25 protein-coding genes are annotated in these 25,575 nt (G+C 72.4%); 13 read left to right on the top strand and 12 right to left on the bottom strand.

Annotated elements, in window-relative coordinates; all coding sequences use genetic code 11:
* Positions 1–24 precede the first annotated feature (24 nt).
* Together DRV85_RS17760 and tyrS are read right to left on the bottom strand one after the other, a co-directional pair.
* Complete coding sequence (locus tag DRV85_RS17760; protein WP_113290811.1) at positions 25–1,872, bottom strand: ABC-F family ATP-binding cassette domain-containing protein; 1,848 nt, start codon at positions 1,870–1,872, stop codon at positions 25–27.
* 327 nt (positions 1,873–2,199) lie between these two features.
* Positions 2,200–3,453, bottom strand: a complete 1,254-nt coding sequence (tyrS, locus tag DRV85_RS17755) for a tyrosine--tRNA ligase (RefSeq protein WP_113290810.1) — start codon at positions 3,451–3,453, stop codon at positions 2,200–2,202.
* Positions 3,454–3,521: 68 nt separating this feature from the next.
* Here tyrS and DRV85_RS17750 point away from each other — a divergent pair, with 68 nt between their 5' ends.
* The 4 genes from DRV85_RS17750 to pgi all read left to right on the top strand — a co-directional run bounded on the left by DRV85_RS17750 (position 3,522) and on the right by pgi (position 8,544).
* On the top strand, positions 3,522–4,613 hold the full coding sequence (locus tag DRV85_RS17750; RefSeq protein ID WP_113290809.1) for an anhydro-N-acetylmuramic acid kinase: 1,092 nt from the start codon (positions 3,522–3,524) through the stop codon (positions 4,611–4,613).
* A 137-nt stretch (positions 4,614–4,750) separates the two neighbouring features.
* Positions 4,751–6,175, top strand: coding sequence for a glucose-6-phosphate dehydrogenase (gene zwf, locus DRV85_RS17745; RefSeq protein WP_113290808.1), 1,425 nt, complete (start codon positions 4,751–4,753; stop codon positions 6,173–6,175).
* 88 nt (positions 6,176–6,263) lie between these two features.
* The gene (gene pgl, locus DRV85_RS17740) at positions 6,264–6,935 is read left to right on the top strand and encodes a 6-phosphogluconolactonase (protein ID WP_113290807.1); all 672 of its coding nucleotides are present in this window, start codon (positions 6,264–6,266) and stop codon (positions 6,933–6,935) included.
* A gap of 13 nt (positions 6,936–6,948) precedes the next feature.
* The gene (pgi, locus tag DRV85_RS17735; protein ID WP_113290806.1) at positions 6,949–8,544 is read left to right on the top strand and encodes a glucose-6-phosphate isomerase; all 1,596 of its coding nucleotides are present in this window, start codon (positions 6,949–6,951) and stop codon (positions 8,542–8,544) included.
* A 49-nt stretch (positions 8,545–8,593) separates the two neighbouring features.
* On the opposite strand, the gene DRV85_RS17730 is transcribed toward pgi, so the two are convergent.
* Positions 8,594–9,064, bottom strand: coding sequence for an acyl-CoA thioesterase (locus DRV85_RS17730; protein WP_113290805.1), 471 nt, complete (start codon positions 9,062–9,064; stop codon positions 8,594–8,596).
* A 39-nt stretch (positions 9,065–9,103) separates the two neighbouring features.
* On the bottom strand, positions 9,104–9,553 hold the full coding sequence (locus tag DRV85_RS17725; protein WP_233495578.1) for a cupin domain-containing protein: 450 nt from the start codon (positions 9,551–9,553) through the stop codon (positions 9,104–9,106).
* 93 nt (positions 9,554–9,646) lie between these two features.
* Between DRV85_RS17725 and DRV85_RS17720 the strand changes: the two genes are divergently transcribed.
* Positions 9,647–9,844 (top strand): hypothetical protein, encoded by a 198-nt coding sequence (locus tag DRV85_RS17720; RefSeq protein WP_113290804.1) that lies wholly within the window; start codon positions 9,647–9,649, stop codon positions 9,842–9,844.
* 136 nt (positions 9,845–9,980) lie between these two features.
* A complete protein-coding gene (locus DRV85_RS17715; protein WP_113290803.1) occupies positions 9,981–10,256 on the top strand; it encodes a glycine zipper 2TM domain-containing protein in 276 nt (91 codons plus the stop codon).
* 46 nt (positions 10,257–10,302) lie between these two features.
* Here DRV85_RS17715 and eno read toward each other — a convergent pair whose 3' ends face one another.
* From eno to soxR, 7 genes are all read right to left on the bottom strand, one after another.
* Positions 10,303–11,580 carry a phosphopyruvate hydratase gene (eno, locus tag DRV85_RS17710; protein WP_113290802.1) on the bottom strand — a complete coding sequence of 426 codons (1,278 nt, stop codon included), beginning with the start codon at positions 11,578–11,580 and terminating at the stop codon, positions 10,303–10,305.
* 85 nt (positions 11,581–11,665) lie between these two features.
* Complete coding sequence (locus tag DRV85_RS17705) at positions 11,666–12,613, bottom strand: DMT family transporter (RefSeq protein ID WP_113290801.1); 948 nt, start codon at positions 12,611–12,613, stop codon at positions 11,666–11,668.
* Between the two features lie 191 nt (positions 12,614–12,804).
* Positions 12,805–13,794 (bottom strand): NAD(P)H-dependent flavin oxidoreductase, encoded by a 990-nt coding sequence (locus DRV85_RS17700; protein WP_113290800.1) that lies wholly within the window; start codon positions 13,792–13,794, stop codon positions 12,805–12,807.
* Complete coding sequence (locus tag DRV85_RS17695; protein ID WP_113290799.1) at positions 13,791–14,588, bottom strand: oxepin-CoA hydrolase, alternative type; 798 nt, start codon at positions 14,586–14,588, stop codon at positions 13,791–13,793. The genes DRV85_RS17700 and DRV85_RS17695 overlap by 4 nt, the downstream gene beginning before the upstream one ends.
* A 438-nt stretch (positions 14,589–15,026) precedes the next feature.
* Positions 15,027–16,205, bottom strand: coding sequence for a pyridoxal phosphate-dependent aminotransferase (locus DRV85_RS17690; RefSeq protein WP_113290798.1), 1,179 nt, complete (start codon positions 16,203–16,205; stop codon positions 15,027–15,029).
* Between the two features lie 23 nt (positions 16,206–16,228).
* Positions 16,229–16,510, bottom strand: coding sequence for an MmcQ/YjbR family DNA-binding protein (locus DRV85_RS17685; RefSeq protein ID WP_338066977.1), 282 nt, complete (start codon positions 16,508–16,510; stop codon positions 16,229–16,231).
* Positions 16,511–16,628: 118 nt separating this feature from the next.
* Positions 16,629–17,072, bottom strand: a complete 444-nt coding sequence (gene soxR / locus DRV85_RS17680; protein WP_113290797.1) for a redox-sensitive transcriptional activator SoxR — start codon at positions 17,070–17,072, stop codon at positions 16,629–16,631.
* Positions 17,073–17,144: 72 nt separating this feature from the next.
* On the opposite strand from soxR, the gene DRV85_RS17675 reads away from it, so the two are divergent.
* The 5 genes from DRV85_RS17675 to DRV85_RS17655 all read left to right on the top strand — a co-directional run bounded on the left by DRV85_RS17675 (position 17,145) and on the right by DRV85_RS17655 (position 22,833).
* Positions 17,145–17,540 carry a VOC family protein gene (locus DRV85_RS17675; RefSeq protein WP_113290836.1) on the top strand — a complete coding sequence of 132 codons (396 nt, stop codon included), beginning with the start codon at positions 17,145–17,147 and terminating at the stop codon, positions 17,538–17,540.
* A gap of 385 nt (positions 17,541–17,925) precedes the next feature.
* Positions 17,926–19,398, top strand: coding sequence for a cysteine--tRNA ligase (cysS, locus tag DRV85_RS17670; RefSeq protein ID WP_113290796.1), 1,473 nt, complete (start codon positions 17,926–17,928; stop codon positions 19,396–19,398).
* A 304-nt stretch (positions 19,399–19,702) separates the two neighbouring features.
* Positions 19,703–21,316, top strand: a complete 1,614-nt coding sequence (cimA, locus tag DRV85_RS17665; RefSeq protein WP_113290795.1) for a citramalate synthase — start codon at positions 19,703–19,705, stop codon at positions 21,314–21,316.
* A gap of 15 nt (positions 21,317–21,331) precedes the next feature.
* Complete coding sequence (locus tag DRV85_RS17660) at positions 21,332–22,075, top strand: class I SAM-dependent methyltransferase (RefSeq protein WP_233495577.1); 744 nt, start codon at positions 21,332–21,334, stop codon at positions 22,073–22,075.
* Positions 22,072–22,833 (top strand): squalene/phytoene synthase family protein, encoded by a 762-nt coding sequence (locus tag DRV85_RS17655; protein ID WP_233495576.1) that lies wholly within the window; start codon positions 22,072–22,074, stop codon positions 22,831–22,833. The genes DRV85_RS17660 and DRV85_RS17655 overlap by 4 nt, the downstream gene beginning before the upstream one ends.
* An 87-nt stretch (positions 22,834–22,920) precedes the next feature.
* Here DRV85_RS17655 and DRV85_RS17650 read toward each other — a convergent pair whose 3' ends face one another.
* Positions 22,921–24,147, bottom strand: coding sequence for an MFS transporter (locus DRV85_RS17650; RefSeq protein ID WP_113290794.1), 1,227 nt, complete (start codon positions 24,145–24,147; stop codon positions 22,921–22,923).
* A gap of 126 nt (positions 24,148–24,273) precedes the next feature.
* Between DRV85_RS17650 and DRV85_RS17645 the strand changes: the two genes are divergently transcribed.
* Both DRV85_RS17645 and DRV85_RS17640 read left to right on the top strand, forming a co-directional pair.
* Positions 24,274–24,903 carry a DNA-3-methyladenine glycosylase family protein gene (locus DRV85_RS17645; RefSeq protein WP_113290793.1) on the top strand — a complete coding sequence of 210 codons (630 nt, stop codon included), beginning with the start codon at positions 24,274–24,276 and terminating at the stop codon, positions 24,901–24,903.
* Positions 24,900–25,565 (top strand): alpha/beta hydrolase, encoded by a 666-nt coding sequence (locus tag DRV85_RS17640; protein WP_113290792.1) that lies wholly within the window; start codon positions 24,900–24,902, stop codon positions 25,563–25,565. Before DRV85_RS17645 ends, DRV85_RS17640 begins: the two co-directional genes overlap by 4 nt.
* Positions 25,566–25,575: the final 10 nt, after the last annotated feature.

Below are 25,575 nucleotides of genomic sequence, written 5' to 3'. Positions count from 1 at the left end.
GGGCGGCGCGCGGCTGCAAGCCGCTCAGGCGGTCTCGGCGGCCTCGAGCTTCTCCATCGCGCGCATCCACAGGCCCTCGGCGCGCTCCAGCCCTTCCATCACCTCGGCATACTTGCGCTGCCAGACGGCGGCCTCGTCGGCGCGCTCGGGCGCGTAGAGATCGGGGTCGGCCAGCTTCTTCGCGAGCTTGTCGCGCATCTCGTTGAGCTTCTCGACCCGCGCCTCGCAGCGCCGCGCCTCCGAGCGCAGTTCGGTCAGCCGCTCCTTCGAGGGGCCGGGGCGCGGCTTCGCCGGCTTTTTCGGCTGCGTCCGCTCCGGTGCGAGCAGGTCGGCCCGATAACTCTCGAGGTCGCCGTCGTAGGCCTGCACGGTGCCGTTCGAGACCAGCCAGAGCCGGTCGGCCACGAGGCTCAGCAGGTGAAAGTCGTGCGCCACCATGATCACCGCGCCCGAGTACTCGGTGAGCGCCTCGACCAGCGCCTCGCGGCTTTCGATGTCGAGATGGTTAGTGGGCTCGTCGAGGATCAGCAGATGCGGTGCGTCGAGCGTCGCGATCAGCAGCGCCAGCCGCGCCTTCTGCCCGCCCGACAGGCGCGCCACCTCGGTGTCGGCCTGCGCCGCGTGCAGTCCGAAGCCCGCGAGCCGCGCGCGCAAACGGGCGGGCGGCGTGTCCGGGCGCAAGCGCGCGAGGTGCTGCAGCGGCGTCTCCTCGGCGCGCAGCTCGTCGAGCTGATGCTGGGCGAAATAGCCGATGCGCAGCTTGGAGGCAGCGACGCGCCGTCCTTCCATCAGCGGCAGCCGGTCGGACAGCACCTTGGCCAGCGTCGATTTCCCCTGGCCGTTGCGGCCCAGCAGCGCGATGCGGTCGTCCTGGTCGATGCGCAGGTCAAGCCGCCTGAGCACGGCGCGCCCGTCATAGCCCGCGGCCCCGCCCTCGATCCGCAGGATCGGTGGCGAGAGCTGGTCGGGCTGCGGAAAGGTGAAGCGCTGCTCCGCCGCTTCCTCGGGCGGCGTGATGGGCTCCATCTTCGCGAGCATCTTGATCCGCGCCTGTGCCTGGCGGGCCTTGTCGGCCTTGTAGCGGAAGCGGTCGACGTAGCTTTGCAGATGCGCGCGCCGCGCCTCCTGCTTGCGGGCCTCAGCCGCCTGCACCGCGCGCTGTTCGGCCCGGCCCCGCGCGAAGGCGTCGTAGCCACCCGTCCAGAGCGTGAGCCTGCGGTTTTCCAGATGCAGGATGTGGCCCACCGCGCGATTGAGAAGCTCGCGGTCGTGCGAGATGAGCAGCACGGTGTGCGGGTAGCGCTGCAGGTAGGATTCGAGCCACAGCGCCCCCTCGAGGTCGAGGTAGTTGGTGGGCTCGTCGAGCAGCAGCAGGTCGGGCTGCGCGAAGAGCACGCCGGCCAGCGCCACCCGCATCCGCCAGCCGCCCGAGAAGGCGGCGCAGGGCATCGCCTGCTCGGCCTCGGAAAAGCCCAGGCCCGACAGGATCGAGGCGGCCCTCGCCTCGGCCGACCAGGCGTCGATGTCCGCGAGCCGCGTCTGGATCTCGGCGATCCGCGCGGGGTCTGTGGCGGTCTCGGCCTCTGCCAGCAGCCCGGCGCGCTCGGTGTCGGCGGCGAGCACGGTGTCGAGCAGCGAGATGTCGCTGGCCGGGGCCTCCTGCGCCACGCCGCCGACGCGGGCGCGCGGGGGCAGCGCGATCTCGCCGCCGTCGAGGCTGATCTCGCCGCGGATCAGGCGGAAGAGCGTGGTCTTGCCTGTCCCGTTGCGGCCGACGATGCCCACCTTGTGGCCCGCAGGCACGATGGCCGAGGCCCGCTCGAAAAGCGGCCGGCCCTCGACCGAATAGGAGATGTCCTCGATCCGCAGCATGGGCCGGGGTGTGACGCAGGGCAGGGGCGGCGTCAATCGGGCGGCGTGTTGCCGCGCCGGAGGCCACCGGGACCACGCGACGGGCCGAACCGCCCCGCCCGGCCGCGAGGCCGGGCCGCGCCCGACCCTCCCACCGGGAGGGCGCACGGAGGTGCAGGCGCGCGGAACATCAGGGCACGGAGGCCGCGGTTCTGCGAGTCGTTCAGGGGGGCGGCCGCGCCCTCCCAGGGTCGGGCGCGGCCCTTCGCGCATCGTTCCCGTCGTGGCCGCGCAACCCCGCGTGAACGCGACGGCGCAGAGCGGCGCGCCGCCTTGCCGGCGCCGGTCTTACCCCGCCAGCGTTACCAGCGCGTGCCGCTTCTTGCCGGCGGAGAGCTTCACCGGGCTGGCCAGCGCCGCGCGGTCGAGCATCAGGCCGGGATCGGCCAGCGGCGCGTCGTCGAGCCGCGCGCCGCCCTCGGTGATCAGCCGCCGCGCCTCCTTGCCCGACTTCGCGAGGCCCGCGCGCACGAAGAGCTGCGCGACCGAGATGCCGCCCTCGACTTCCTCTGCGCCCAGCTCCAGCCGCGGCAGGTCGTCGCCCGCGCCGCCCCGCTCGAAGACCTCGCGCGCGGTCTCTTCGGCGGCCCGCGCGGCCCCGGCGCCGTGCAGCAGCGTGGTCACCTCGTTCGCCAGCACGATCTTGGCCTCGTTGATCTCGGCCCCGCCCAGCGCGCCCATCCGGTCGCACTCCTCCACCGGAAGTTCGGTGTAGAGCTTGAGGAAGCGGCCCACGTCGGCGTCGGCCGTGTTGCGCCAGAACTGCCAGAATTCGTAGGGCGACTTCATCTCGGAGTCGAGCCAGACGGCGCCCTCCGCGGTCTTGCCCATCTTCTTGCCGTCGGCGGTCGTCAGCAGCGGCGAGGTCAGCCCGAAAAGCTCCGCGTCGTCCGCGCGCCGGCCCAGGTCCACGCCGTTGACGATGTTGCCCCACTGGTCCGAGCCGCCCATCTGCAGCCGGCAGCCGTAGCGTCGGTGCAGCTCGACGAAATCGTAGGCCTGCAGGATCATGTAGTTGAATTCGAGAAAGCTCAGCGACTGCTCGCGGTCGAGGCGCGACTTGACGCTCTCGAAGCTCAGCATCCGGTTCACGCTGAAATGCCGGCCCACGTCGCGCAGGAACTCGAGGTAGTTGAGCCCGTCGAGCCACTCGGCGTTGTCGATCATCAGCGCGTCGGTCTCGCCCGCGCCGTAGTCGATGTAGGCGGCGAAGACGCGGCGGATGCCCTCGATGTTCTCGGCGATCTGCTCGGGCGTGAGCAGGGGCCGCTCCTCGGCGCGAAAGGACGGGTCGCCCACCTTGGTCGTGCCCCCGCCCATCAGCGTGATCGGCCGGTGGCCGGTCTTCTGGAACCAGCGCAGCATCATGATCTGGATGAGGCTGCCCACGTGCAGCGAGCGCGCGGTGGCGTCGAAGCCGATATAAGCCGTGAGCGGGCCGGCGCGCAGCGCCTCGTCCAGGCCCTCCAGGTCGGTGCAGCCGTGCAGGAAGCCGCGTTCGGCCATCACGTGCAGGAAGTCTGATTTCGGATGGTAGGTCATCGGGCACCGGCCCTCTTGTCTGCTGCGCGGAGCGTCTATAGTGGCCTGAGCCAGCGAGGGGAAGGGCGATGATCGACGGACCTGTCTGGGCGCTGGGCGCGATGTCGGGCACCTCGCTCGACGGGGTGGACGCCGCGCTCCTGCGCACCGACGGCGAGCGCGTGCTGGAATTCGGCCGGTCGGACTATCGCGAGTACTCCGGACCCGAGCGCGCGGTGCTGCGGGCGGCGCTGGGCAAGTGGCCGGGCGCGGATCTCGACGCGGCGGCGCGCGTCGTGCAGCACGCGCACGAGGTGCTGCTGGCCGAGTTCCCCGAGGCCGGGATCGTGGGGTTTCACGGGCAGACGCTGGCGCATGATCCGAAGGGGCGGGGGACGCATCAGCTGGGCTGCGGGGCGGCACTGGCGCGGGCGCTGAACCGGCCAGTGGTGTGGGATTTCCGCTCGGCCGACGTGCGGCTGGGCGGCGAGGGCGCGCCGCTCGCGCCCTTCTACCACTTCGCCCTGGCGCGCAAGCTCGGCCTGAAGCGCCCGCTCGCGCTGCTCAATCTCGGCGGCGTGGGCAACCTCACCTGGATCGACCCGGCCAAGAGCGCGCCGGAGGAGGACGGGGCGCTCCTGGCCTTCGACACGGGACCCGCCAACGCGCCGCTCGACGACCTGATGCAGGCGCGGCGGGGGCAGCGGCAGGACGAGGGGGGGCGGCTCGCGGCGAAGGGCACGGTCGCCGAGGGCGCGCTCGAGCGGCTGATGGCGGCGCATTTCTTCGACCGGATGCCGCCCAAGTCGCTCGACCGCGGCGATTTCGCCTTTCTCTCGGATCTGGTGGCGGAGCTTTCCGACGCCGATGCGGCGGCGACTCTCACGGCAGCCGTCGCGGCCTCGGTGATGCGGGGGATGGAGCATTGCCCCGTCCCGCCCGAGCGCGTGCTGGTCACCGGCGGCGGGCGGCACAACCCGGTGATGATGAAGATGCTGGCCGCCGCGCTCGACTGCCCCGTGGCGCCGGTCGAGGCGGCGGGGCTCGACGGCGACATGCTCGAGGCGCAGGCCTTCGCCTTTCTCGCCGTCCGGGTGGCGCGCGGGCTGCCGACCTCGGCGCCCGGGACGACCGGCGTGCGCGCCGCAGTGGGCGGCGGGACGATCTCGCGCCCGGAGTAGGGGCGCGCTCGTCGCGCCCTTCGGGCGCTCCTCGCGCGGGGCGGCGCTTGGTCCCGGGCGCTGGACGGCGAAGAGGGACCGCAGGGACCGATGAGCGCCCCCTGTGCGCCCGGCCCGCGCTCCCCTATAGTCGGCGCATGGTCTCGCGCGTCATCCCCGTCGATCCCTTCGAACTCGTCATCTTCGGCGCCACGGGCGATCTCGCGCGCAAGAAGATCCTGCCGGCGCTCTGGCGGCGCTTCCGTTCGGGCCAGATGCCGGAGGCTGCGCGCATCATCGGCGCTGCGCGCACCGAGCTCGACGCCGACGGCTGGCGGCGGATGGTGGCCGAGGCGATCGGGCCGGCCGAGGGGCTGGACGCCTTTCTCGGCCGCCTCGACTATGTCACGCTGGACGCGACGGGCGAGATGGGCTGGTCGGCCCTGCGGGCCGCCTGCGGCACGCCCGCGATCCGCGCCTTCTACTTCTCCGTGGCGCCCGCGCTCTTCGCGCCCCTGGCCGAGCGCGTGCGGGCCCACGGTCTTGCCGACGCCGAGACGCGCGTGGTGGTCGAGAAGCCCTTCGGCCGCGACCTCGCCTCGGCGCGCGCGCTCAACGCCGCGCTCGCGGCGCAGTTCGACGAGGAACAGATCTATCGCATCGACCACTATCTCGGAAAGGAAACGGTGCAGAACCTGATGGCCGTGCGCTTCGGCAACATGCTCTTCGAGCCGTTGTGGAACGCGCAATACGTCGATCACATCCAGATCACGGTGGCCGAGACGGTGGGGGTCGCGGGGCGCGAGGGCTATTACGAGGGCGCAGGCGCCATGCGGGACATGGTGCAGAACCACCTCATGCAGCTGCTCTGCCTGATCGCGATGGAGCCGCCCGCGCGTTTCGAGCCGGGCGCGGTGCGCGACGAGAAGCTCAAGGTGATCCGCGCGCTCGAGCCGCCGCGCTGGCAGGTGCGCGGGCAGTATGGCGCGGGGCAGGGGGCGGTCGCCTATGTCGACGATGTGGGCGCCCCCGCGAGCGCCACCGAGACCTTCGTCGCGCTGCGCGCCGAGGTCGGCAACTGGCGCTGGGTGGGCACGCCCTTCTACCTGCGCACCGGCAAGCGGCTCTCGGCACGCTCCTCCGAGATCGCCGTGGTCTTCAAGGACACGCCGCATTCGATCTTCGGCATCGACGCGGGCGCGCACCGCAACGTGCTGGCCATCCAGCTCCAGCCCAACGAGGGCATGAAGCTCTGGGTCACGATCAAGGAACCGGGGCCGGGGGGCATGCGGCTTCTCGACGTGCCCCTCGACATGACCTTCGCCGAGACGCTGGGCCCCGAGGCCGAAGAGATCCCCGACGCCTACGAGCGTCTCATCATGGACGTGATCCGCGGCAACCAGACGCTCTTCATGCGCGGCGACGAGGTCGAGGCCGCCTGGGCCTGGACCGACGCCACCATCGCGGCCTGGGAGCGGGCGGGCGAACGGCCCGAAATCTATCCCGCCGGCAGCGACGGGCCGCGCGGCGCCGAGCGCATGATGGCGCGCGACCAGCGGCTCTGGCGCGAGATCGCGCCCTGACCGCCCGCCCCCGCAGGCCGCGCGCGGGGCCTTGCCAGCCGGCGAACCGCCGGTCAGGAATGGGAACGCGGCAAGGGAGAGCGCAGCCATGGAAATCGTGGAGTATGTCGACCCTGAGCTGATGGCGATCGACCTCGCCAACAGGCTCGCGGGCGAATTGCGCGCGGCTCTGTCGCATTCCGGGCGCGTCCTCTTCGCGGTACCGGGCGGCTCGACGCCGGGGCCGGTCTTCGACGCGCTCTGCGCGGCGCAGATCGACTGGGCCTCCGTCGACGTGCTGCTGACCGACGAGCGCTGGGTGCGGCCGGACCATCCGCGCTCGAACACCCGGCTGGTGCGCGAGCGGCTGCTCGTCGATCGCGCGGCGAGGGCCACCCTGCTGCCCATGTATCAGCCCACCGATACCCCAGAGGCGGCCGTCGCGCGCGTCATCGAGGCGATTACCCCGCATCTGCCGATCGCGGTGCTGTTGCTCGGCATGGGCGAGGACGGGCATGTGGCCTCGCTCTTTCCGGGGTCCGAGGGGCTGGAGGCCGCGCTTGCCGAGGATGCGCCGCCGGTGGTGGCGCTGCGCCCGCCCGAGGCGGAGGAGCCCCGGCTCACGCTCACCCGCCCCGTGCTCGACGGCGCGCTCTCCAAGCATCTGGCGATCACCGGCGCGGCCAAGCGCGAGGCGCTCGAGCGCGCCCAGGGGCGCCCCGAGTCCGAGGCGCCGGTGCGCGCGCTCTTCGGCGGGCTCACCGTGCACTGGGCGCCCTGAGAGGAGAGGCGGCATGTGGGACCGGCTCGAGGCATTGCGCCGGGCGCGGGCAGGACGGCGGATCGCGGCGCTTTTCGAGGAGGATCCCGGGCGCGCCGCGCGCTTTACGATTCGCGCGGGCGGGATGCTGCTCGATTACTCCAAGACGCAGGTCGACGACGCGCTTCGCGCGGCGCTGATCGAGCTGGCCGAAGAGGCGGATCTCGCCGGGCGCGCCCGCGCGATGATGTCCGGCGCGAAGATCAACGAGACCGAGGGCCGCGCCGCCCTGCACACCGCCCTGCGTGCGCCCGAGGGCGCGGGGCCTGTCCGGGTGGACGGCGCGGACGTGCTGCCCGGCGTGCACGCGACGCTGCGGCGGATGGAGGCCTTCGCGGGCGCCGTGCGCGAGGGGCGGGAGCGGGGGCAGGGCGGGGCCTACACCGACATCGTCAACATCGGCATCGGCGGCTCGGATCTGGGCCCGGCGATGGCCGTGCGCGCGCTTCATCCCTACGCCGACGGGCCGCGTTGCCATTTCGTGTCGAACGTGGACGGGGCCGATATCGCCGACACGCTCGCCGGGCTCGATCCGGCGCGCACGCTGGTGATCGTGGCCTCGAAGACCTTCACCACCATCGAGACGATGACCAACGCGCACACGGCGCGCGACTGGATGGGGCGGGCGGTTGCCGATCCGGCGGCGCAGTTCGCCGCGCTCTCCACCGCGCTCGACCGAACGGCGGCCTTCGGCATCCCCGAGGCCCGCGTCTTTCCCTTCGCGGACTGGGTGGGCGGGCGCTATTCGGTCTGGGGGCCGATCGGCCTGGCGCTGATGATCGCGATCGGGCCCGCGCGCTTCCGCGACTTCCTGGCCGGCGGGCACTGGATGGACCGGCATTTCATCGAGGCGCCGCCGCAGGAAAACATGCCGCTGATGCTCGCGCTCACCGGCCTCTGGCACGCGCAGGTCTGCGGCCACGCGACCCGCGCGGTGCTGCCCTACGACCAGCGCCTCGCACGGCTGCCGGCCTATCTGCAGCAGCTCGAGATGGAATCGAACGGCAAGGGCGTGACGATGGATGGAGCGACGCCGCGCGCATCCACCGCCCCGGTGATCTGGGGAGAGCCGGGCACGAACGCGCAGCACTCCTTCATGCAGCTCCTCCACCAGGGCACGCAGGTCGTTCCATGCGAGTTCCTCGTGGCGGCGGAGGGGCACGAGCCCGAGCTCGCCCATCACCATCGCCTGCTGGTGGCCAATTGCCTGGCGCAGGCCGAGGCGCTGATGCGCGGACGCAGCCTCGAGGAAGCGCGGGAGATGCTCGACGGGCGCTACGCCGGCGAGGCGCTTGAACGGCAGGCACGCCATCGCGTCTTTCCGGGCGACCGGCCGTCGGTCACGCTGGCCTATCCGAAGCTGACGCCCGAGATGCTGGGCCGGATCCTGGCGCTCTACGAGCATCGCGTCTTCGCCGAAGGGGCGATCCTGGGCATCAACTCCTTCGACCAGTGGGGCGTGGAACTCGGCAAGGAACTGGCCAAGTCGCTCGAGCCCGCGCTGCGCGGCGAGGAGGTCGCGGCGTCGGGCTCGACCCGTGCGCTCGCGGCCTTCCTGCGGGGGGCGTGAGCCGGCCGCTCCTCCGGCCCTTGCGGGCCGTCCTCGCTCCGGATGCGCGTCAGCCCTCCGCCGCGCCGTCGACCTCGATGAACCGCCGCCGCAGCTCCGGGGGCAACGGCGCCTTGCCCGCGCGGTCGGCGGCGATCAGCACGATCACGCAGCGGAAGCGCGCCGTGCAGGCACCCTCGGACCAGAGTTCGCAGTCGAGCGTGAAGGAGGTGCGGCGCAGCTCCGTGCAGCGGATGGCCACGACGTAGTCCGGTTCGCCCCGCATCTCGGCCAGCCAGTCGATCTCGCCGCGCCGGATCACGGTGACGTGCGGCGCGGCGGGCCCGGTGACGCCCCATTCCTCGAAATAGCGGATCCGCGCGGTCTCGAACCAGACCATGTAGGCGGCGTTGTTGACGTGGCCGAGCTGATCGAGCTCGCCCCAGCGCACGCGGTCCGCGATGGCGAAGGGCCAGGGCGCGGGCAGGCCCGCGGCGAGCTGCTCGTCGGCCGTGAGCGGTGTGTGATAGCGCAGCGTCATGCGCCGCTCGCTAGCCCCGGCCGCGGCGATGCGCAAGCCTCAGCCGCGCGGGATCTCGAACTCCGGCGGCGCCAGCTCGAACCCTTCGAAGCGGAAGCCGGGCGAGACCGTGCAGCCCATCAGCGCCCAGCCGTCTCCGGCCGTCGTGGCTTGCCAGTGATGCGCAGGCACCAGGATCTGCGGACGCTCGCCTGCGAAGAGGTCGGGCCCGAGACGGTGATCCTCGGCCGGCCCCTCAGCCGTGGCCGCGACCGAGAGCGTGACGGGCGTTCCGGCGTAGAAATGCCAGATCTCGGCCGCGTCCACCCGGTGCCAGTGGCTGCGCTCGCCTGCCCTGAGCAGGAACCAGATGCAGGTGCCGGCCGGGCGCGCGCCGTCCTCCGCCGCCGCGACCCAGGTTTCGCGATACCACCCGCCCTCGGGATGCGGCGCGAGGCCGAGCGTCTCGACGATGCGGTCCGGGTCTGCGTCGGCAAGGGGCATGGGCATCTCACGAATGGCTGAAAAGGGCTGACGGGGCCTCGGGGCAGGCTATCTCGGAGCGCAGTATCAGACCAGATCGCCGACAGGGAGTGATGCGACATGACCGACGATAGCCTCGCCAGCCGGATTCTCGCCTTCGCCCGCCACTGCGGCGAGGGGGACGGCGCGCCCGGGGACACCGCCCGCCTGCGCGGCTGGCTCGATGCCGCGGGGCGGCCCACCGACGAGGGCGCGGCGCTGATCGAGGCGCTCGAGTCGCAGGATGCGACGCGCTCGGTATTCCGTACGCTGCCCTGACCCGGCGGCTCTCCGCCGAGCCATGCGCCACGATCCGGCGACCTCTGGAACGCGCGCCTCGGCTGTGCGTTAGCTCGCAGGCGGCACGGCTCGTGCAAGGGCCGGGCCTGCATGCACGGAACGAGGAGGTTTCACGATGCGTATTCCGCTGATCGCCATGCTGGGCGCACTGGTCATGGCGCTTTCCGCCTGCGAAAACCTGACGCCTGAGCAGCGCACGGTGGCCGGTGTCGCGGGCGGCGCGGCGGCCGGGCTGATCGCCGCCGACGTGCTCGAGGCAGATGACGACTGGCGGCTGATCTCGGCGCTTGCGGGCGCGGCGGCCGGCACGGTCGTGGCGCAGAATCAGCAGACCGGCATGTGCGCCTACGCGCGCGGCGACGGTACCTACTATCGCGCGCCCTGCCCGTAAGGCGTGAATGACCCCCGCGGCGCGGCCGCGGGGGTTTCGCGACGGCTCAGCCGCGCAGCACTTCGCGGCCGGCGTAGCGCGCGGCCGTCCCCAGCAGCTCCTCGATGCGGATGAGCTGATTGTATTTCGCGAGTCGGTCGGAACGCGCGAGCGAGCCGGTCTTGATCTGACCGCAGTTGGTGGCGACCGCGAGATCGGCGATCGTGGCGTCCTCGGTCTCGCCCGAGCGGTGCGACATGACGTTCGTCATGCCGGCGCGATGCGCCATCTCCACGGCCGCCAGCGTCTCGGTGAGCGAGCCGATCTGATTGACCTTGACCAGCATCGAGTTGCCGCAGCCGCGTTCGATCCCGAGCGCAAGGCGCTCCGGGTTCGTGACGAAGAGATCGTCGCCGACGAGCTGGACCTTCTCTCCCAAGGCCTCGGTAAGCGTCTTCCAGCCCTCCCAGTCGTCCTCGGCGCAGCCGTCCTCGATCGAGAGGATCGGGTAGTCGGCGCAGAGACCCGAGAGCCATTCCACGTTTTCCGCAGGGCTCAAGGTCTTGCCTTCACCTTCAAGCACATACTTGCCGTCCTTGAAGTATTCCGTGGAGGCGCAGTCCAGCGCCAGCCAGATGTCCTCGCCCGGCCGGTAGCCGGCCTTCTCCATGGATTTCAAAATGAAATCAAGGGCGTCACGGGTGGAACTCAGGTTCGGCGCGAAGCCGCCCTCGTCGCCCACCCCGGTGGCGAGGCCGGTGGCCGCGAGTTCCTTCTTCAGGATGTGGAAGACCTCGGCGCCCATGCGGATCGCTTCGCGCATGGTCTCCGCGGCGACGGGCATGATCATGAATTCCTGCACGTCGATCGGATTGTCGGCATGTTCACCGCCGTTGACGATGTTCATCATCGGCACCGGCAACACCCGCGCCTGCGCGCCGCCGACATAGCGGAAGAGCGGCAGCGCCGAGGCCTCGGCGGCCGCCTTCGCCACGGCAAGCGAGACGCCCAGGATCGCGTTGGCGCCGAGCCGGCCCTTGTTGGGCGTGCCGTCGAGTTCGATCATCGCCTCGTCGATCTCGACCTGTTCGGTGGCATCGAGCCCGATCAGCGCCTCGGCGATCTCGCCGTTGACCGCGGCGCAGGCCTCGAGCACGCCCTTGCCCATGTAGCGCCCGGCGTCGCCGTCGCGCCGTTCCACCGCTTCGTGCGCCCCGGTCGAGGCGCCCGAGGGCACCGCGGCCCGGCCCAGCGTGCCGTCCTCGAGCGTCACGTCCACCTCGACGGTGGGGTTGCCGCGGCTGTCGAGGATCTCGCGGGCGTGGATGTCGATGATCGTGCTCATGGCGCCTCGTCCGTCCCTGGAAACTGTCGCGCGCCTCATAGCGCTGCACTGCCGCGACAGGAAGGGCGCGAGCGGATGTTTGCGCTCACGGTCGCGAGGCGGGCGCCTCGCGCGACCGCGCGGGCGGCGCCTGACCCGGGCTCGCGGGGCCGGCGGAGAGCGCGCCGCGCCGTCGCCCGAGCCGCGCCTCGCGCCAGAGGGTGTAAAGACCCGAGGCGATAATCAGGGCGGCGCCGCCGAGGGTCCAGGCGTCCGGGCGTTCGCCGAAGACCGTCACGCCGATGACGAGCGCGAAGACGATCCGCGTGTAGCGGAAGGGCGTGATCACCGCGACCTCGCCCATGCGCATCGCCTGGGTGATGGCGTAGTATCCGGCGATGCCAAGCAGCACCGCGCCCGCGAGCAGCCCCAGCACCCCGGCCGAGGGCACGGTCGCCCCGCCGCTCAGCCACAGCAGGATCGCCCCGGTCGGCAGCAGCATCGAGAAGCCCCAGGCCGAGAGCACGACCGACGAGGTGCTGCGCGGCACCGCGCGCGAGGCGAGATCGCGCGTGGCCAGCCCCGCGACCCCGAGCAGCGCGAAGAGCGAGGCGGGCTCGAAGCCCGCGGTGCCCGGCCGGATGACGATCAGAACGCCCAGGAAGCCTGCCAGGATCGCGCTCCAGCGCCGCCAGCCCACCGGCTCGCGAAAGACGAGCGCGGCCCCGAGCGTCACCGCCAGCGGCATGGCCTGCAGGATCGCCGAGGCCGAGGACAGCGGCGTGAGCACGATCGCGGTCACGAAGCCGAGAGTGCCGGTGAGCTCGCCCAGGTTGCGCAGCACCACCGCGCGCGAGAAGAACACCGGCGAGAGCAGGCGCTCGCCGCGGAGCCGCGCGAGCAGGGCGAAACCCGCCGCGCCGCCCGCGCCCAGCATCATCAGGATCTGGCCCGGCGGCACGGCCGCGCCCATGCGCTTGATGAACATGTCCTCTACGGCGAAGGCCGCCATCGCGCCCACCATCAAGAGGATACCCCTGAGATTCTCGCCCATGCGCCGCGCCTCCTGCGCGCCCGCTACGCCCTTTCGCGGGGAAGGGGAAGAGGGCGCAGGGGCATGTCGCGCCGCACGCCGCGGATGGCTGCGCACCGCGCCGGCACGCCGGCTTTCGTGCGGGCGCAGCGGGGGGCTTCCGCGTGAACCCGCCATGGCCGCCCGACCGGAGTTGCGCGCCCCGCGGGAGGTCAGCCGGGCCAGCGCGCCAGACGCGCCTCGAGCTCGGCGCGCGCGGCGGCGTAGTCTTGCGCCAGCTCCGCGACGAACGCGGCGGCGGGGCGCACCGCCCGCACGGCGCCGATCCCCTGGCCCGCGCCCCAGACCTCCTTCCAGGCCCTGGGCTTGGCGCCGCCCGCGCCGAAATCCATCTCGGTCGCGTCGGCGGGGAGCGCGTCCGGGTCGAGCCCCGCACGCGCGATCGAGGGGCGCAGGTAGTTGCCCGACACCCCGGTGAAGAGCGCCGAGCTCATGATGTCCTCGGCCCCGCAGTCCACGACCATGCGCTTGTAGGGCTCGGGCGCCGCGGCCTCCTCGGTCGCGATGAAGGGCGAGCCGACATAGCCCAGGTCCGCGCCCGCCGCCTGCGCGGCCAGCAGCGCACGGCCGGTGGAGATGGCGCCCGAGAGCAGGAGCGGCCCGTCGAACCAGGCCCGGATCTCGGAGAGCAGCGCGAAGGGCGACTGCGCGCCGGCGTGCCCGCCCGCGCCCGCGGCCACCGCGATCAGCCCGTCGGCGCCCTTGTCGATGGCCTTGCGCGCGAAGGTGTCGGTCGTCACGTCGTGCAGGACGAGCGCGCCGGCCGCGCGGGCGGCCTCGAAGACCTCGGGACGCGCGCCCAGCGAGGTGATCCAGATCGGCACCCGCCAGCGCGACAGGATCTCGACGTCGCGTTCGAGCCGCGCGTTGGAGCGGTGCACGATCAGGTTCACGGCAAAGGGCGCGGCGGGCCGGTCCGGATGCGCGCGGTCGTGCGCCGCGAGCGCCTCGGTGATGCACTCCAGCCAGCGTTCGAGCTCCGCCGGCGCGCCCTCGGGCTCGCGCGCGTTGAGCGCCGGAAAGCTGCCCACGATCCCCGCGGTGCATTGCGCGATCACCAGCTCCGGCGAGGAGACGAGAAACATCGGCGCGCCCACCGCCGGCAGGCGCAGGCCGGAGAGCTGCGGGGGAAGCGGCCTCATGACCCGCCGAAATCCGGCTTGCGCTTGGCGAGGAAGGCCGCGAGCCCTTCGCGCGCCTCCGGCCCGAAGCGCGCGGTGTTGATCCCGTCCGCCTCGAGATCGAGTTGCGCGGCGAGATCGTTGCGGCCGGCCGCCGCGATCTCGGCCTTGATCCGGGCCATCGCGGCCCGCGGGCCGTCGGCGAGGCGGGCGGCGAGCGTTTCGGCCTCGGCCAGCGCGTCGCCGGGCGCGGCGAGCAGGTTCACCACGCCCGCCTCGGCCAGCCGTTCGGCGAGGATCGGGCGGCCGAGCAGGCAGAGCTCGGTGACGAGTTGCCGGGGCAGGGCCGCGGAGAGGAAATGCGTCACGCCGCCGTCGGGGGTGAGGCCGATCCTGACGTAGGCCACGGTGAACTTCGCGCCGGCGGCCGCCACGACCATGTCGCAGGCCAGCATGAGCGAGAGCCCCGCGCCGGCCGCGCCGCCCTCCACGGCGGCGACCACCGGGACCGGGCAGGCGCGCACCGCCTTGATCATCGCGCCGAGCGCGTCGGTATTGGCGGTGGCCTCGGACAGCCGGCCCTCGGCGCTCGCCTGGAGCCGCGCGACGTTGCCGCCGGACGAGAAGAAGCCCGCCGCGCCCGCGATCAGAATGGCGCGGACCGCAGGATCGGCGCCCGCGTCGATCACCGCCGCCTGGATGGCGCGATAGGCCGGGGCGCTGATCGAGTTGCGCGTCTCGGGGCCGTCGAGGGTGATGCGGCGCACCGGGGCGCCGCCGTCGTCGTGGATGCGGGTTTCGGGCGCGTCGGTCATCGGCTGGCTCCGCTCTGGCGTCGCCGCGGCCATAGCGGCGCGGGCGCGGAGGCTCAAGACCGGCCGCTTTCCAGGCGGAGCGGCCTTGCGGCCGCGCAGCTTCTGGCACTTCGTGCGGGCGAGGGGCGCTGCCCCTCGCGCTCCCCGGGGTATTTCGGGCAAGAGGAAGAAGAAGGGGCGGCGCGCGGGGGACGCTTGGCGCGGGCCTTGGTGCGGGGCGGGTTAGTCGACGGGCCGTGCGGGCATTGAAGCGGCTGTGTTGCGCGGCCTTCGCTCCGGTGTCCGGGGCGGGAAGGGGCGGCCTTGCGGGTTCGCAGGCCGGCGGCGCGTCCGGTCTCCGAGCCTGTCGCGTGTTGACCGCCGGCGTCCCGCCCGGCGCGCGTGCGGGTCCGGGCCATCCCCCGCCCCGTCTGCGCCGCGCCGCGTGTCGATCCGGCGTCAGGCGGCCTCGGCGGCCAGGGCGGCGGCGAAGCGCGCCAGCGTCTCCAGCGCCGCCTCCAGCCGGTCGTCGGCCACGGTCAGCGCCACGCGGAGGTGTCCGGCGGCGGCTTGCCCGAAGCTTTCGCCCGGCATCACCGCGATGCGGTGCGCGTCGAGCAGCGCATGGGCGAAGGCTTCGCCGCTCAGCCCTGTCGGCCGGATGTCGAGCATGACATACATCGCGCCTTGCGCGGGCAGGAGCCGCAGGCCCTCGCAGCCGTCGAGGGTTCGGGCCGCCAGATCGCGGCGGCGGCGGAACACCTCCGCGCCCTCGCGCTCCAGCGCGGGCTGGCCAAGGGCCGTGACCGCCGCCTGCTGGATGAAGGTCGGCACGCCGTAGGTGGTCACGGTGGCGAGGTCGATCATGCGGGCTATGGCCTCTTCGGGGCCCACCACCCAGCCCAGGCGCGAGCCGGTCATCGCGTGGCTCTTGGACAGCGACCCCACCACCAGCGTTCGCTCCGCCATGCCGGGCAGGGCGCGGGGACTCAGATGCGTGCCCTCCCAGACCTGGGTGTCGTAGACCTCGTCCGAGATCAGCCAGAGGTCGTGGGTGCGGGCCGCTTCGGCCACCCCGTCGAGCGTCGCGCGGGAATAGACCGCGCCGGTGGGGTTGTTGGGCGTATTGACGAGCAGCGCGCGCGCGCCCTGCGCGGCGGCGTCCAGATCGGCAGCGCGGGGTTGGAATCCGTCGTCGGGCCGCGTCTCGACCGCGACGGGCGTGGCACCCGCCGCGCGGATCGTGCCGGGGTAGGTGGCGTAGTAGGGATCGAGGTGCAGCGCGCGGTCGCCGGGGTCGCAGACCGCCATGTGGGCGGCGAAGAGCCCGGCCTGCCCGCCGGGGGTGATCAGCACGTTCTCCACCCCTGTCGCGACGCCGGTGCGCTCGGCCAGCCGTGCCGCCACCGCCTGGCGCAACTCCGTCAGCCCCGGCACCACCGCATAGCCCGTGTGGCCCGCGAGGGCCGCCGCGTGCATCGCGTCGAGGATCGGGCGCGGCGTGGTCCAGTCGTGCTCGCCCACGGTCAGTTCCAGCACCTCCTCGCCCGCCGCCTTCAGCGCGCGGGCGCGGTAGAAGAGCTCCCACCCGTCCGAGCCGCCGCCGGTGATGCCCTCGATCCGTCGCGATAGCCGCATGTCGTCCTCCGTTGCCCGGACCCTCAGAGCCACGGGGCGGCGCCCGTTGTCAATCCGGGCGGGGCGGCAGCGTCGCCTGCAGCGTCTTCGTGAGGCGCGCGCACGAGGTCGTAGGAGGCGGTGAGGCGGTGGCGCAATTCGTCCGGGTCGGTGCCCCGGGGCAGGCGCACACAGCTGCGGTGGAAACAGGGGGCGCGCTGGCCCACGCCGACCTCGATCAGCATGGTGGCGGTCTCGATGTCCGGCGTCTTCACCGACACGCCGTCGTCGGCCATGCCGATGCAGGCGAACATCTTGCCGCCCACCTTCCAGGCGTCTTGCCCGCCGCCCCAGGGGTCGGACCAATCCGTTCCCGACAGATCGCGTTGACCGTCTCGCGCGTCATGGGCCAAGTGTCGCCCGGCGCACGCGATCCGGCAAGGCTCAGATCGGGTCGAGGTAGCGGGGACCGGGCCCCTCGGCGCCGGCCCGGTCGGCAGGGTTGTGGAGCGCGCAGGTCTCCAGCGACAGGCAGCCGCAGCCGATGCAGCCGTCGAGCCGGTCGCGCAGCAGCTCGAGCGCGGCGATGCGCGCGTCGATGTCGCGGCGAAAGCGGGTGGCGATGCGGCCCCAGTCCGCCTTCGTGGGTGGCCGGCCGTCGGGCAGGTCGGCCAGCGCCGCGCGGATGTCCGCCAGCGGAAAGCCCAGCCGCTGCGCCGCCATCACGAAGCTGAGGCGGCGGATGTCGGCGCGGTCATAGCGCCGCTGGTTGCCCGCGTTGCGCAGCGGATGAACGAGGCCCAGCGCCTCGTAGTGACGGATCGCCGAGGGCGCGAGGCCGGTGCGCGCGGCGACCTCGCCGATGGTCAGGCCGTGGCTGCGGGACATCGCTTGACCTCAAGTGGACTTGAAGGAGTACACATGATTCGGCACGACACCGGAAGCCTGAGGGAGCACATCATGCCCGGACGCCTCGAACACGTGAACGTCACCGTCTCGGACCCGCACGCCACCGCGCGGCTGATGCAGAGGCTCTTCGGCTGGCACATCCGCTGGGAGGGGCCGGCCAAGCACGAGGGCTACACCATCCACGTGGGCAGCGAGGACGACTACGTCGCGCTCTACCGCGCGCCCGCGGCCTACGAGGGGGACGGCCAGCGCCCGCCCGGCGACAGCTACGCCACACGCGGCGGGCTCAACCACATCGCGGTGGTGGTGGATGATCTCGACGCCGTCGAGGCGAAGGTGAAGACCGAGGGCTTCGCCCCGGAGAGCCACGCCGATTACGAGCCGGGGCGGCGGTTCTACTTCCGCGACGCGGACGGCATCGAGTTCGAGGTGGTGAGCTATGGGTAGAGGATCAGTTCGGAACCTGACTGTCGCACCCCCCTCAGCCTTTCGTTTGCGTCTGGGTCCATGAAGCGCCATACTTAAAGTATGCGACCATTGATCGCCCGTTGCCCAATCTCCAAGCGTCGCTAGGGGCTGGGTTCGCTCAGCCCCGCCTCGCTGGAGAGGCAATGAATGACAAGCCCAAGAGTCCCCGAGCAGCGAACCGAGCTACGCCTGAGGCTGGACCGCGGGGCTGCGGGCGTGCTAACGGGGCTGCATGACGACCGCCGCCATCATCTGCTGCTGCATTACCGGCTGACACACGCGCGGCGGGCCGGTCTTTTCGTTTCCAAACCCAGATGACCCTGCTAAGCCCGCCGCGGCCCCACCGCGCGAGAGACATCAGGGCATGACCGAGATCCACCTCACCAACACCCGCACGCGGACGAAGGAGCGCTTCGAGCCGCTCGATCCCGCGAACGTGCGCATGTATGTCTGCGGGCCCACGGTCTATGATCGCGCGCACCTGGGCAACGCGCGGCCCGCGGTGGTCTTCGACGTGCTCTACCGGCTGCTTCGGCATGTGGCGCCAGAAAACGGTTGGGGCAAAGTCACCTACGTGCGCAACATCACCGACGTGGAAGACAAGATCATCGACCGCGCGCGCGAGCGCGGCATCGGCATCGACGAGCTCACCCGCACCACGACCGAGTGGTATCATCAGGACATGGCCGCACTCGGCGTGCTGCCGCCCACGCGCGAGCCGCACGCCACGGGCTACATCCCTCAGATGGTCGAGATGATCGAGGCGCTGATCGCGCGCGGCTGCGCCTACGCGGCCGAGGGGCATGTGCTCTTCTCCGTCGAGAGCTACCCGGACTACGGGCGGCTTTCGGGCCGGTCGGTCGAGGACATGGTGGCCGGCGCCCGCGTCGAGGTCGCGCCTTACAAGAAGAACCCGATGGACTTCGTGCTGTGGAAGCCCTCGGCGCCGGACGAGCCCGGCTGGGAGAGCCCCTGGGGCCGGGGGCGGCCGGGCTGGCACATCGAATGCTCGGCGATGTCGCATGCGCTTCTGGGCGCGAGCTTCGACATCCACGGCGGCGGCGCCGACCTGATGTTCCCCCACCACGAAAACGAGGTCGCGCAAAGCTGCTGCGCCCACCCCGAGGGGAGTTTCGCCCGCTATTGGCTGCACAACGAGATGCTGCAGGTCGAGGGCAAGAAGATGTCGAAATCCCTCGGCAACTTCTTCACGGTGCGCGATCTGCTGGAAGGCAACTGGTCCGGCGGCTGGAAGGTGCCGGGCGAGGTGATCCGCTTCGTCTTCCTCGGCACGCACTACCGCAAGCCGATGGACTGGACGGAGGAAAAGGCGCGCGAGGCGCAGGGACACCTTGGGGCGTGGCACCGCCTGAAGCGCCATGCTCTGTCGGACCCGAAGAGAGTCTTCACCGGTCAAAATGTCGACCCGCAGGTCGTCGAGGCGCTGGCCGACGACCTCAACACACCGGTCATCTTTCAGCGGCGGCTATTCGAATTGGCGCGCGACGCGAAGATGTCGTCCGTGGACAGCGCGGAGGTCGAACGGTTCTTCGAAACCCTCGCGTTCCTCGGCCTGCACAACCTCGACGTTTATCGGCTTGAACGGCAGCAAGCCGTTGGACGCGCGGCCCTGGAAACCTTGCAGCAGACACTCGTTGCTAAGCGCGCTGAAGCCATGCGGACCAAGGACTTCTCAGAAGTGGACCGGATGAAGGCCGCGCTGGTGGCCGCCGGCGTCGAGGTGCGGATGAGCAAGGCCGGTGTCGAGTTGCTGCCCGCGGCCGGCTTCGATCCGGCGAAGCTGGAGGCATTGGAAGAAGAAGGATGGTCGGTCTGATGGGCATCGCGGGCGGATCCCTTGTCCTGACCGCCCGGGCCAGCGGCCCGGGAGACGCCCGCACCGCCCCCCCGGGGCGGGCGTTCGGCCCACTCCGCGGTGCGGGCGCAGCCCTGGACTTGGCGCGCCATTCCTTGCCGGAGGGCCTGGGCGGCGGTCGTAGGCCCCTCTCCGCTCTCCCGCCCGGGCCATCGGCCCGGGCAGCGCCCGGCCGCCCCCCCGGGCGGGCGCTTCGGCGCCCACCCGCGGCCGGGCGCCGCCCTTCCCTAGGCGCGCCCGCCGGCAACCCCGGGGGAGGCCGGCCATGACCCGCGAGCGCCTCTTCCTCTACGACACCACCCTGCGCGACGGGCAGCAGACGCAGGGCGTGCAGTTCTCGGTCGACGAGAAGGTGAAGATCGCGCAGGCGCTCGACGCCCTTGGCGTGGATTACATCGAGGGTGGCTGGCCGGGGGCGAACCCGACCGACAGCGCCTTCTTCGCCGCGGCGCCGGCGACGCGCGCGAAGCTGTGCGCCTTCGGCATGACCAAGCGCGCGGGCCGCTCGGCGGAGAACGACGACATCCTCGCCGGTGTGCTGAACGCCGGCACCGGCACCGTCTGCCTCGTCGGCAAGGCGCACGACTACCACGTCGAGCGCGCGCTGGGCATCAGCCGCGACGAGAACCTCGACAACATCCGCCGCTCCGTCGCCCATGTGGTGGCGCAGGGGCGCGAGGCGATCTTCGACGCCGAGCATTTCTTCGACGGGTATGCCTCCGACCCCGGCTATGCCCGCGCCTGCCTGCAGGCCGCGCTGGAGGGCGGCGCGCGCTGGGTGGTGCTCTGCGACACCAATGGCGGCACGCTGCCCTCGGTGATCGGGCGAGGGGTAGAGGCGGTGATCGCCGAGGGCGTCCCCGGCGACCGCCTCGGCATCCACACCCACAACGACACCGAGACGGCGGTCGCCGGCAGCCTCGCCGCGGTGGAGGCGGGCGCGCGGCAGGTGCAGGGCACGCTCAACGGGCTGGGCGAGCGCTGCGGCAACGCGAACCTCATCGCGCTGATCCCCACGCTGAAGCTCAAGGCGCCCTGGGCCGACCGCTTCGAGACGGGCGTGAGCGATGCCGCGCTGGAGGGGCTCACCCGCACCAGCCGGATGCTCGACGAGATCCTCAACCGCGTGCCCATGAAGCAGGCCGCCTATGTCGGCGCCTCGGCCTTCGCGCACAAGGCGGGGCTGCACGCGAGCGCGATCCTCAAGGACCCGGCCACCTACGAACACATCGACCCCGCCCGCGTGGGCAACGCCCGCGTGGTGCCGATGTCGAACCAGGCGGGGCTGTCGAACCTGCGCGGCCGGCTCGCCGAGGCGGGGCTCACGGTCGACCGCGACGCGCCCGAACTGCCCCGCATCCTGGAAGAGGTGAAGGCGCGCGAGTCGGAAGGCTATTCCTACGACACCGCGCAGGCGAGCTTCGAGATCCTCGCGCGGCGCGCGCTGGGCCTTCTGCCCGCGTTCTTCGAGGTCAAGCGCTACAAGGTCACCGTCGAGCGGCGCAAGAACAAGTACGACCGGATGGTGAGTCTCTCCGAGGCCGTCGTCGTGGTGAAGGTGGGCGGCGAGAAGAAACTCTCGGTGAGCGAGTCGATGGACGCGGCGGGCAATGACCGCGGCCCCGTCAACGCGCTCGCCAAGGCCCTGAGCAAGGACCTCGGACCCTACCAGACGGCGATCGACGACATGCGGCTTGTGGACTTCAAGGTGCGCATCACGCAGGGCGGCACCGAAGCCGTCACCCGCGTCATGATCGACAGCGAGGACGGGCAGGGGCGGCGCTGGTCCACCGTGGGCGTCAGCGCCAACATCATCGACGCGAGCTTCGAGGCGCTCCTGGACGCGATCACCTGGAAGCTGCTGCGCGACGCGGGCTGAGCCGGAGGGCAGGCCATGACGACCGAGGACGAGGAACGCGCGGCTGTGATGCGCCTGCACCGGGGCACGCCCCGCCAGGGGCCCGGCACGGCCGAGGACGTGCGCTGGGCGCTGGAGGCGCTGGGCGTCTCGGGGGAGGCCCGCGTCCTTGATGCGGGCGCGGGGTCCGGCGCGGATACCGAGACGCTGGCCGAGGCGCTGCCCAAGGCGCGGATCGAGGCGGTGGACGCCTCTCCCGCGCTGGTGGCGGAGGCGCGCGCCCGCCTCGCCCGGTTCGGGCCGCGCGTCACCGTCCGCGAAGGCGACATGGCCCGCGTCGAAGGCCCCTACGACCTGATCTGGTGCGCCGGGGCGCTCTACTTCCTTGGCGTGACCGAGGGCTTGCGGGCCTGGCGCGGCGCGCTGGCGCCCGGAGGCGCGGTCGCCTTCTCCGAGCCCGTCTATCTCACCGATCCGCCGTCCGAGGCCGCACGGGCCTTCTGGGCCGGCTATCCCGCGATCACCGACCTGTCGGGGCTGGAGGTGCGGGTGCGCGCGGCGGGGTACGCTGTGGAGGCGGTCCGGCACCTCGGCCCCGAGGCATGGCGGGGCTACATGGATGCGCTCGAAGGCCGAATCGGCGAGCTCGAGGCGTCGGGCGCGCGTCCGGACGACCCGGCCCTCGCCGCGGCCATGGCCGAGGCGCGCGCCGAAGTGGCCGCCTGGCGCGCCGCGCCCGGGGACATCGGCTACGCGCTGGTGCTCGCGAGGCCGGCGTGACGCTTCAGGCCTGTGCCGAGCTTCTTCGCCGGGGCGATCCGGACCGGTTCCGCGCGGCGATGGCCGCGCCGCCGCAGGCGCGTCGCGTGCTCTTCCCGCTCTTCGCCTTCAACCTCGAGGTGGCGCGCGCCCCCTGGGTCGTGTCCGAGCCGATGCTCGCCGAGATCCGCCTGCAATGGTGGCGCGAGGCGCTCGAGGAGATCGCCGAGGGCCAGCCCGCGCGGCGGCACGAGGTGGCGCTGCCGCTCGCAGGGGCGCTCGACGCCGAGGGGGCGCGGCTCCTCGACGGGCTGGTGGCCGCGCGGCGCGCCGATCTGGAGCGCGCGCCCTTCGCGGATGCGGCGGCGCTCTGGACCTATCTCGATGCCACGGCCGGCACGCTGCACTGGGTTGCGGCGCGTGCGCTGGGCCCAGCCGAGGAGGAGGTGGTGCGCGCGGCGGGCCAGGCGCAGGGTCTTTCGGCCTGGCTGGCCGCCGTCCCCGAGCTGGAGGCGCGCGGGCGGTTGCCGCTGCCGGACGGACGGCCCGAGGCCGTCTCGGCGCTCGCACGGGAGGGGCTGGCCCGGCTCGCCCATGCGCGCAGGCGTCGGGCGCGGGTGTCGCGCGCGGCGCGCGCGGCCCTGATCGACGTGGGCGGCGCCGGCGCGATGCTGGCGCGGGCGGCGGCCGAGCCCGCACGCGTCGCCGCGGGGCGTCTGCGCTCGGGCCCGATGCGCGCGCGGCTGGCATTGATCGCGGCGGCGGCCGGCCGGTGGTAGCGGGCGGTTATCGAGCGGACGCGCCTGCGGCGCGACAGCTTTACTGGGGCCGCCTTGCGGCGGCGGTGCGGGCGGCCGCCGGCGGCGTCAGATCGGCCGGGCCTGCGGGCGCAGCCAGAGCCAGATGAGCGCGCCGCCCGCGAGCGCGAGGAAGGGCGCCATGGCGAGGTTCACCGCGGTCCAGCCCGCCTCGGGCGTGCCGCCGGTGCAGTTCATCAGCCCGCCCGACGACAGCGAGGCGAAGGTCACGCCGCCGAAGACGATCAGATCGTTGAGCCCCTGCATCCGCCCGCGCTCGTGCGGCTCGTGCTGGCCGGCGAGCATGGTGGTGGCGCCGATGAAGCCGAAGTTCCAGCCGATGCCGAGCAGCACGAGGGCGACGAAGAAATGCTCGAGCTCGACGCCCGAGAGCGCCACCGCCCCGGCCGCGGCCAGGATCGCGAGGCCCGTGGCGACGATGGTGCGCGTCCCGAAGCGCGCGATCAGGTGGCCCGTGAAGAACGACGGCACATACATGGCCAGCACATGGGCCGTGACCACATCGGCCGCGTTGTTGGCCCCGAAGCCGCATCCCACGACGGCGAGCGGCGTCGAGGTCATCACCAGGTTCATGAGCGCGTAGGAGACCGTCGCGCAGATCACGGCGACCGCGATGGCGGGCGTCGTGATCAGCTCGCGCCGGCTGCGGCCGCGCGGCGCGTCTTCGGAGGGCACCGGGGGGCGGGGGATGTCGAGCCCGAAGAAGAGGAAGGCGCCCAGCACGTTGACCGCGATCACCGCCATGTAGGTGCCGAGGAAGGGAATGACGAAGGCATCGCTCGTCACCTTGACGAGCTGCGGGCCGATGATCGCCGCCAGCAGCCCGCCGGCCATGACATAGGAGATCGCCTTGGGCCGGAACGCGGCCGAGGCGGTGTCGGCCGCGGCGAAGCGGTAGAAGTTGTGCGCCGACATGTAGAGGCCGGTGAGCAGGCTGCCGGCGAGGAAGACCGGGAAGGAGCCCAGCCAGAGGCCGGTCGCGCCGATGATTCCGCCCGCCGCGCCGCCCGAGGCGCCGATGAAGAAGCCTGCCCGGCGCCCCCAGCGCTGCATCGCGGCCGACAGCGGCGTGGCCGAGAGCATCGAGCCCAGCACGATCAGCGAGATGGGCAGCGTCGCGAGGCAGGCGTTGGGCGCGAGCGACTGCCCGGCGAGCCCGCCCACGGTGAAGATCATCGGCATCTGGGCGCCGAGCAGCGCCTGGGCGGCGACGAGCACGGCGACGTTGCGCCTGGCGCGGGAGTCGTCGATGGCGGGGGCGGTGGCGTCGGTCATGGCCGAGGCCTACGCCGTCGCGCGCGCGGTGGCAAGACGTCACATGCAGCATATGCGATGCGTCGCCGCAGCGATGGCCGCGGGCGCGCCGGGCCGCTATGGTCCGGCCGCGAAAGGGAGTTCGCCATGGTGGGACGGATCATCGAGACCGAGGCCTGCGTGGCCGAGGGCGCGGACTGGCTCGCGCGCGCCGAGCCGCGCTTCGCCCACGCGCTGGAGCTGACGGGACCCCTGCCGCTGCGGCGCAGGCCCGACGGCTTCGACCAGCTTCTGGGCGCGATCGTGAGCCAGCAGGTGAGCGTGGCCGCCGCGCGCGCGATCTGGGGCCGGATGGAGGCGGCGGGGCTGACCACGCCGGCCGCGATCCTGGACGCGGAGGACGAGGCGCTCCGGGCCGCCGGCCTCAGCCGGCAGAAGATCCGCTATGCCCGGGCGCTGGCGGCGGCAGAGATCGACTACGCCGCGCTGCGGCGGGCGCCGACCGACGAGGTGGTGAAGGTGCTGACCGCCGTGCCCGGCATCGGCGTCTGGACGGCGGAGATCTACGCCATGTTCTCGCTGGGCCGGGCGGATGTCTTCGCGCCGGGCGATCTCGCGCTGCAGGAATCGGCGCGGATGCTCTTCGGCCTGCCCGAGCGGCCGAAGGAACGCGCGCTGCGCGAGATGGCCGGCGCCTGGTCGCCTTGGCGGGCGGTTGCGGCCCGCGCGCTGTGGGCCTACTACCGCGTCGAGAAGGACCGGGAGGGCGTGGCATGACGCGAGCGTTGCAGGCAGGCAGGGTGGAGCCGCAATCGGGCGCCACCCGCTCGGCGGTGATCTTCCTGCACGGCTATGGCGCCAACGGCGCCGATCTTCTGGGCCTCGCGGAGCCGTTGGCCCCGCATCTGCCCGATACGCTCTTCATCGCGCCCGACGCGCCAGAGACCTGCGCGGCCTCGCCCATGGGCTTCCAGTGGTTCCCGATCCCCTGGATCGACGGCTCCTCGGAGGAGGCGGCGGAGCAGGGGATGCGCGCGGCCGTCGCCGATCTCGACGCCTTCCTCGACGGCGTGATGGTGGACGAGGATCTGCTGCCCGAGCAGGTGGCGCTCCTGGGCTTCAGCCAGGGCACCATGATGGCGCTGCACGTCGCGCCGCGGCGCGAGGACGCCGTGGCGGGCATCGTCGGCTTCTCGGGGCGGCTGCTGAGCCCCGAGCTTCTGGCCGACGAGGTGCGCGTGCGCCCGCCGGTGCTGCTGGTGCACGGCGACGCCGACGACGTGGTGCCGGTGCAGGCGCTGCCCGAGGCGGCCGAGGCGCTGCAGAAGGCGGGCTGGGAAGAGGTCTACGCCCACGTCATGAAGGGCACGGGCCACGGCATCGCGCCCGACGGGCTGAGCGTGGCGCTGGCCTTTCTGCGGGACCGGCTGGGGCTCTGAGCGGCCTTGG

This window comes from Rhodosalinus halophilus (assembly GCF_003298775.1).
Taxonomy (GTDB): Bacteria; Pseudomonadota; Alphaproteobacteria; order Rhodobacterales; family Rhodobacteraceae; genus Rhodosalinus; species Rhodosalinus halophilus.
The sequence above is the reverse complement of the archived record's forward strand: the minus strand, read 5'-3'. Positions and strand labels throughout refer to the sequence as shown.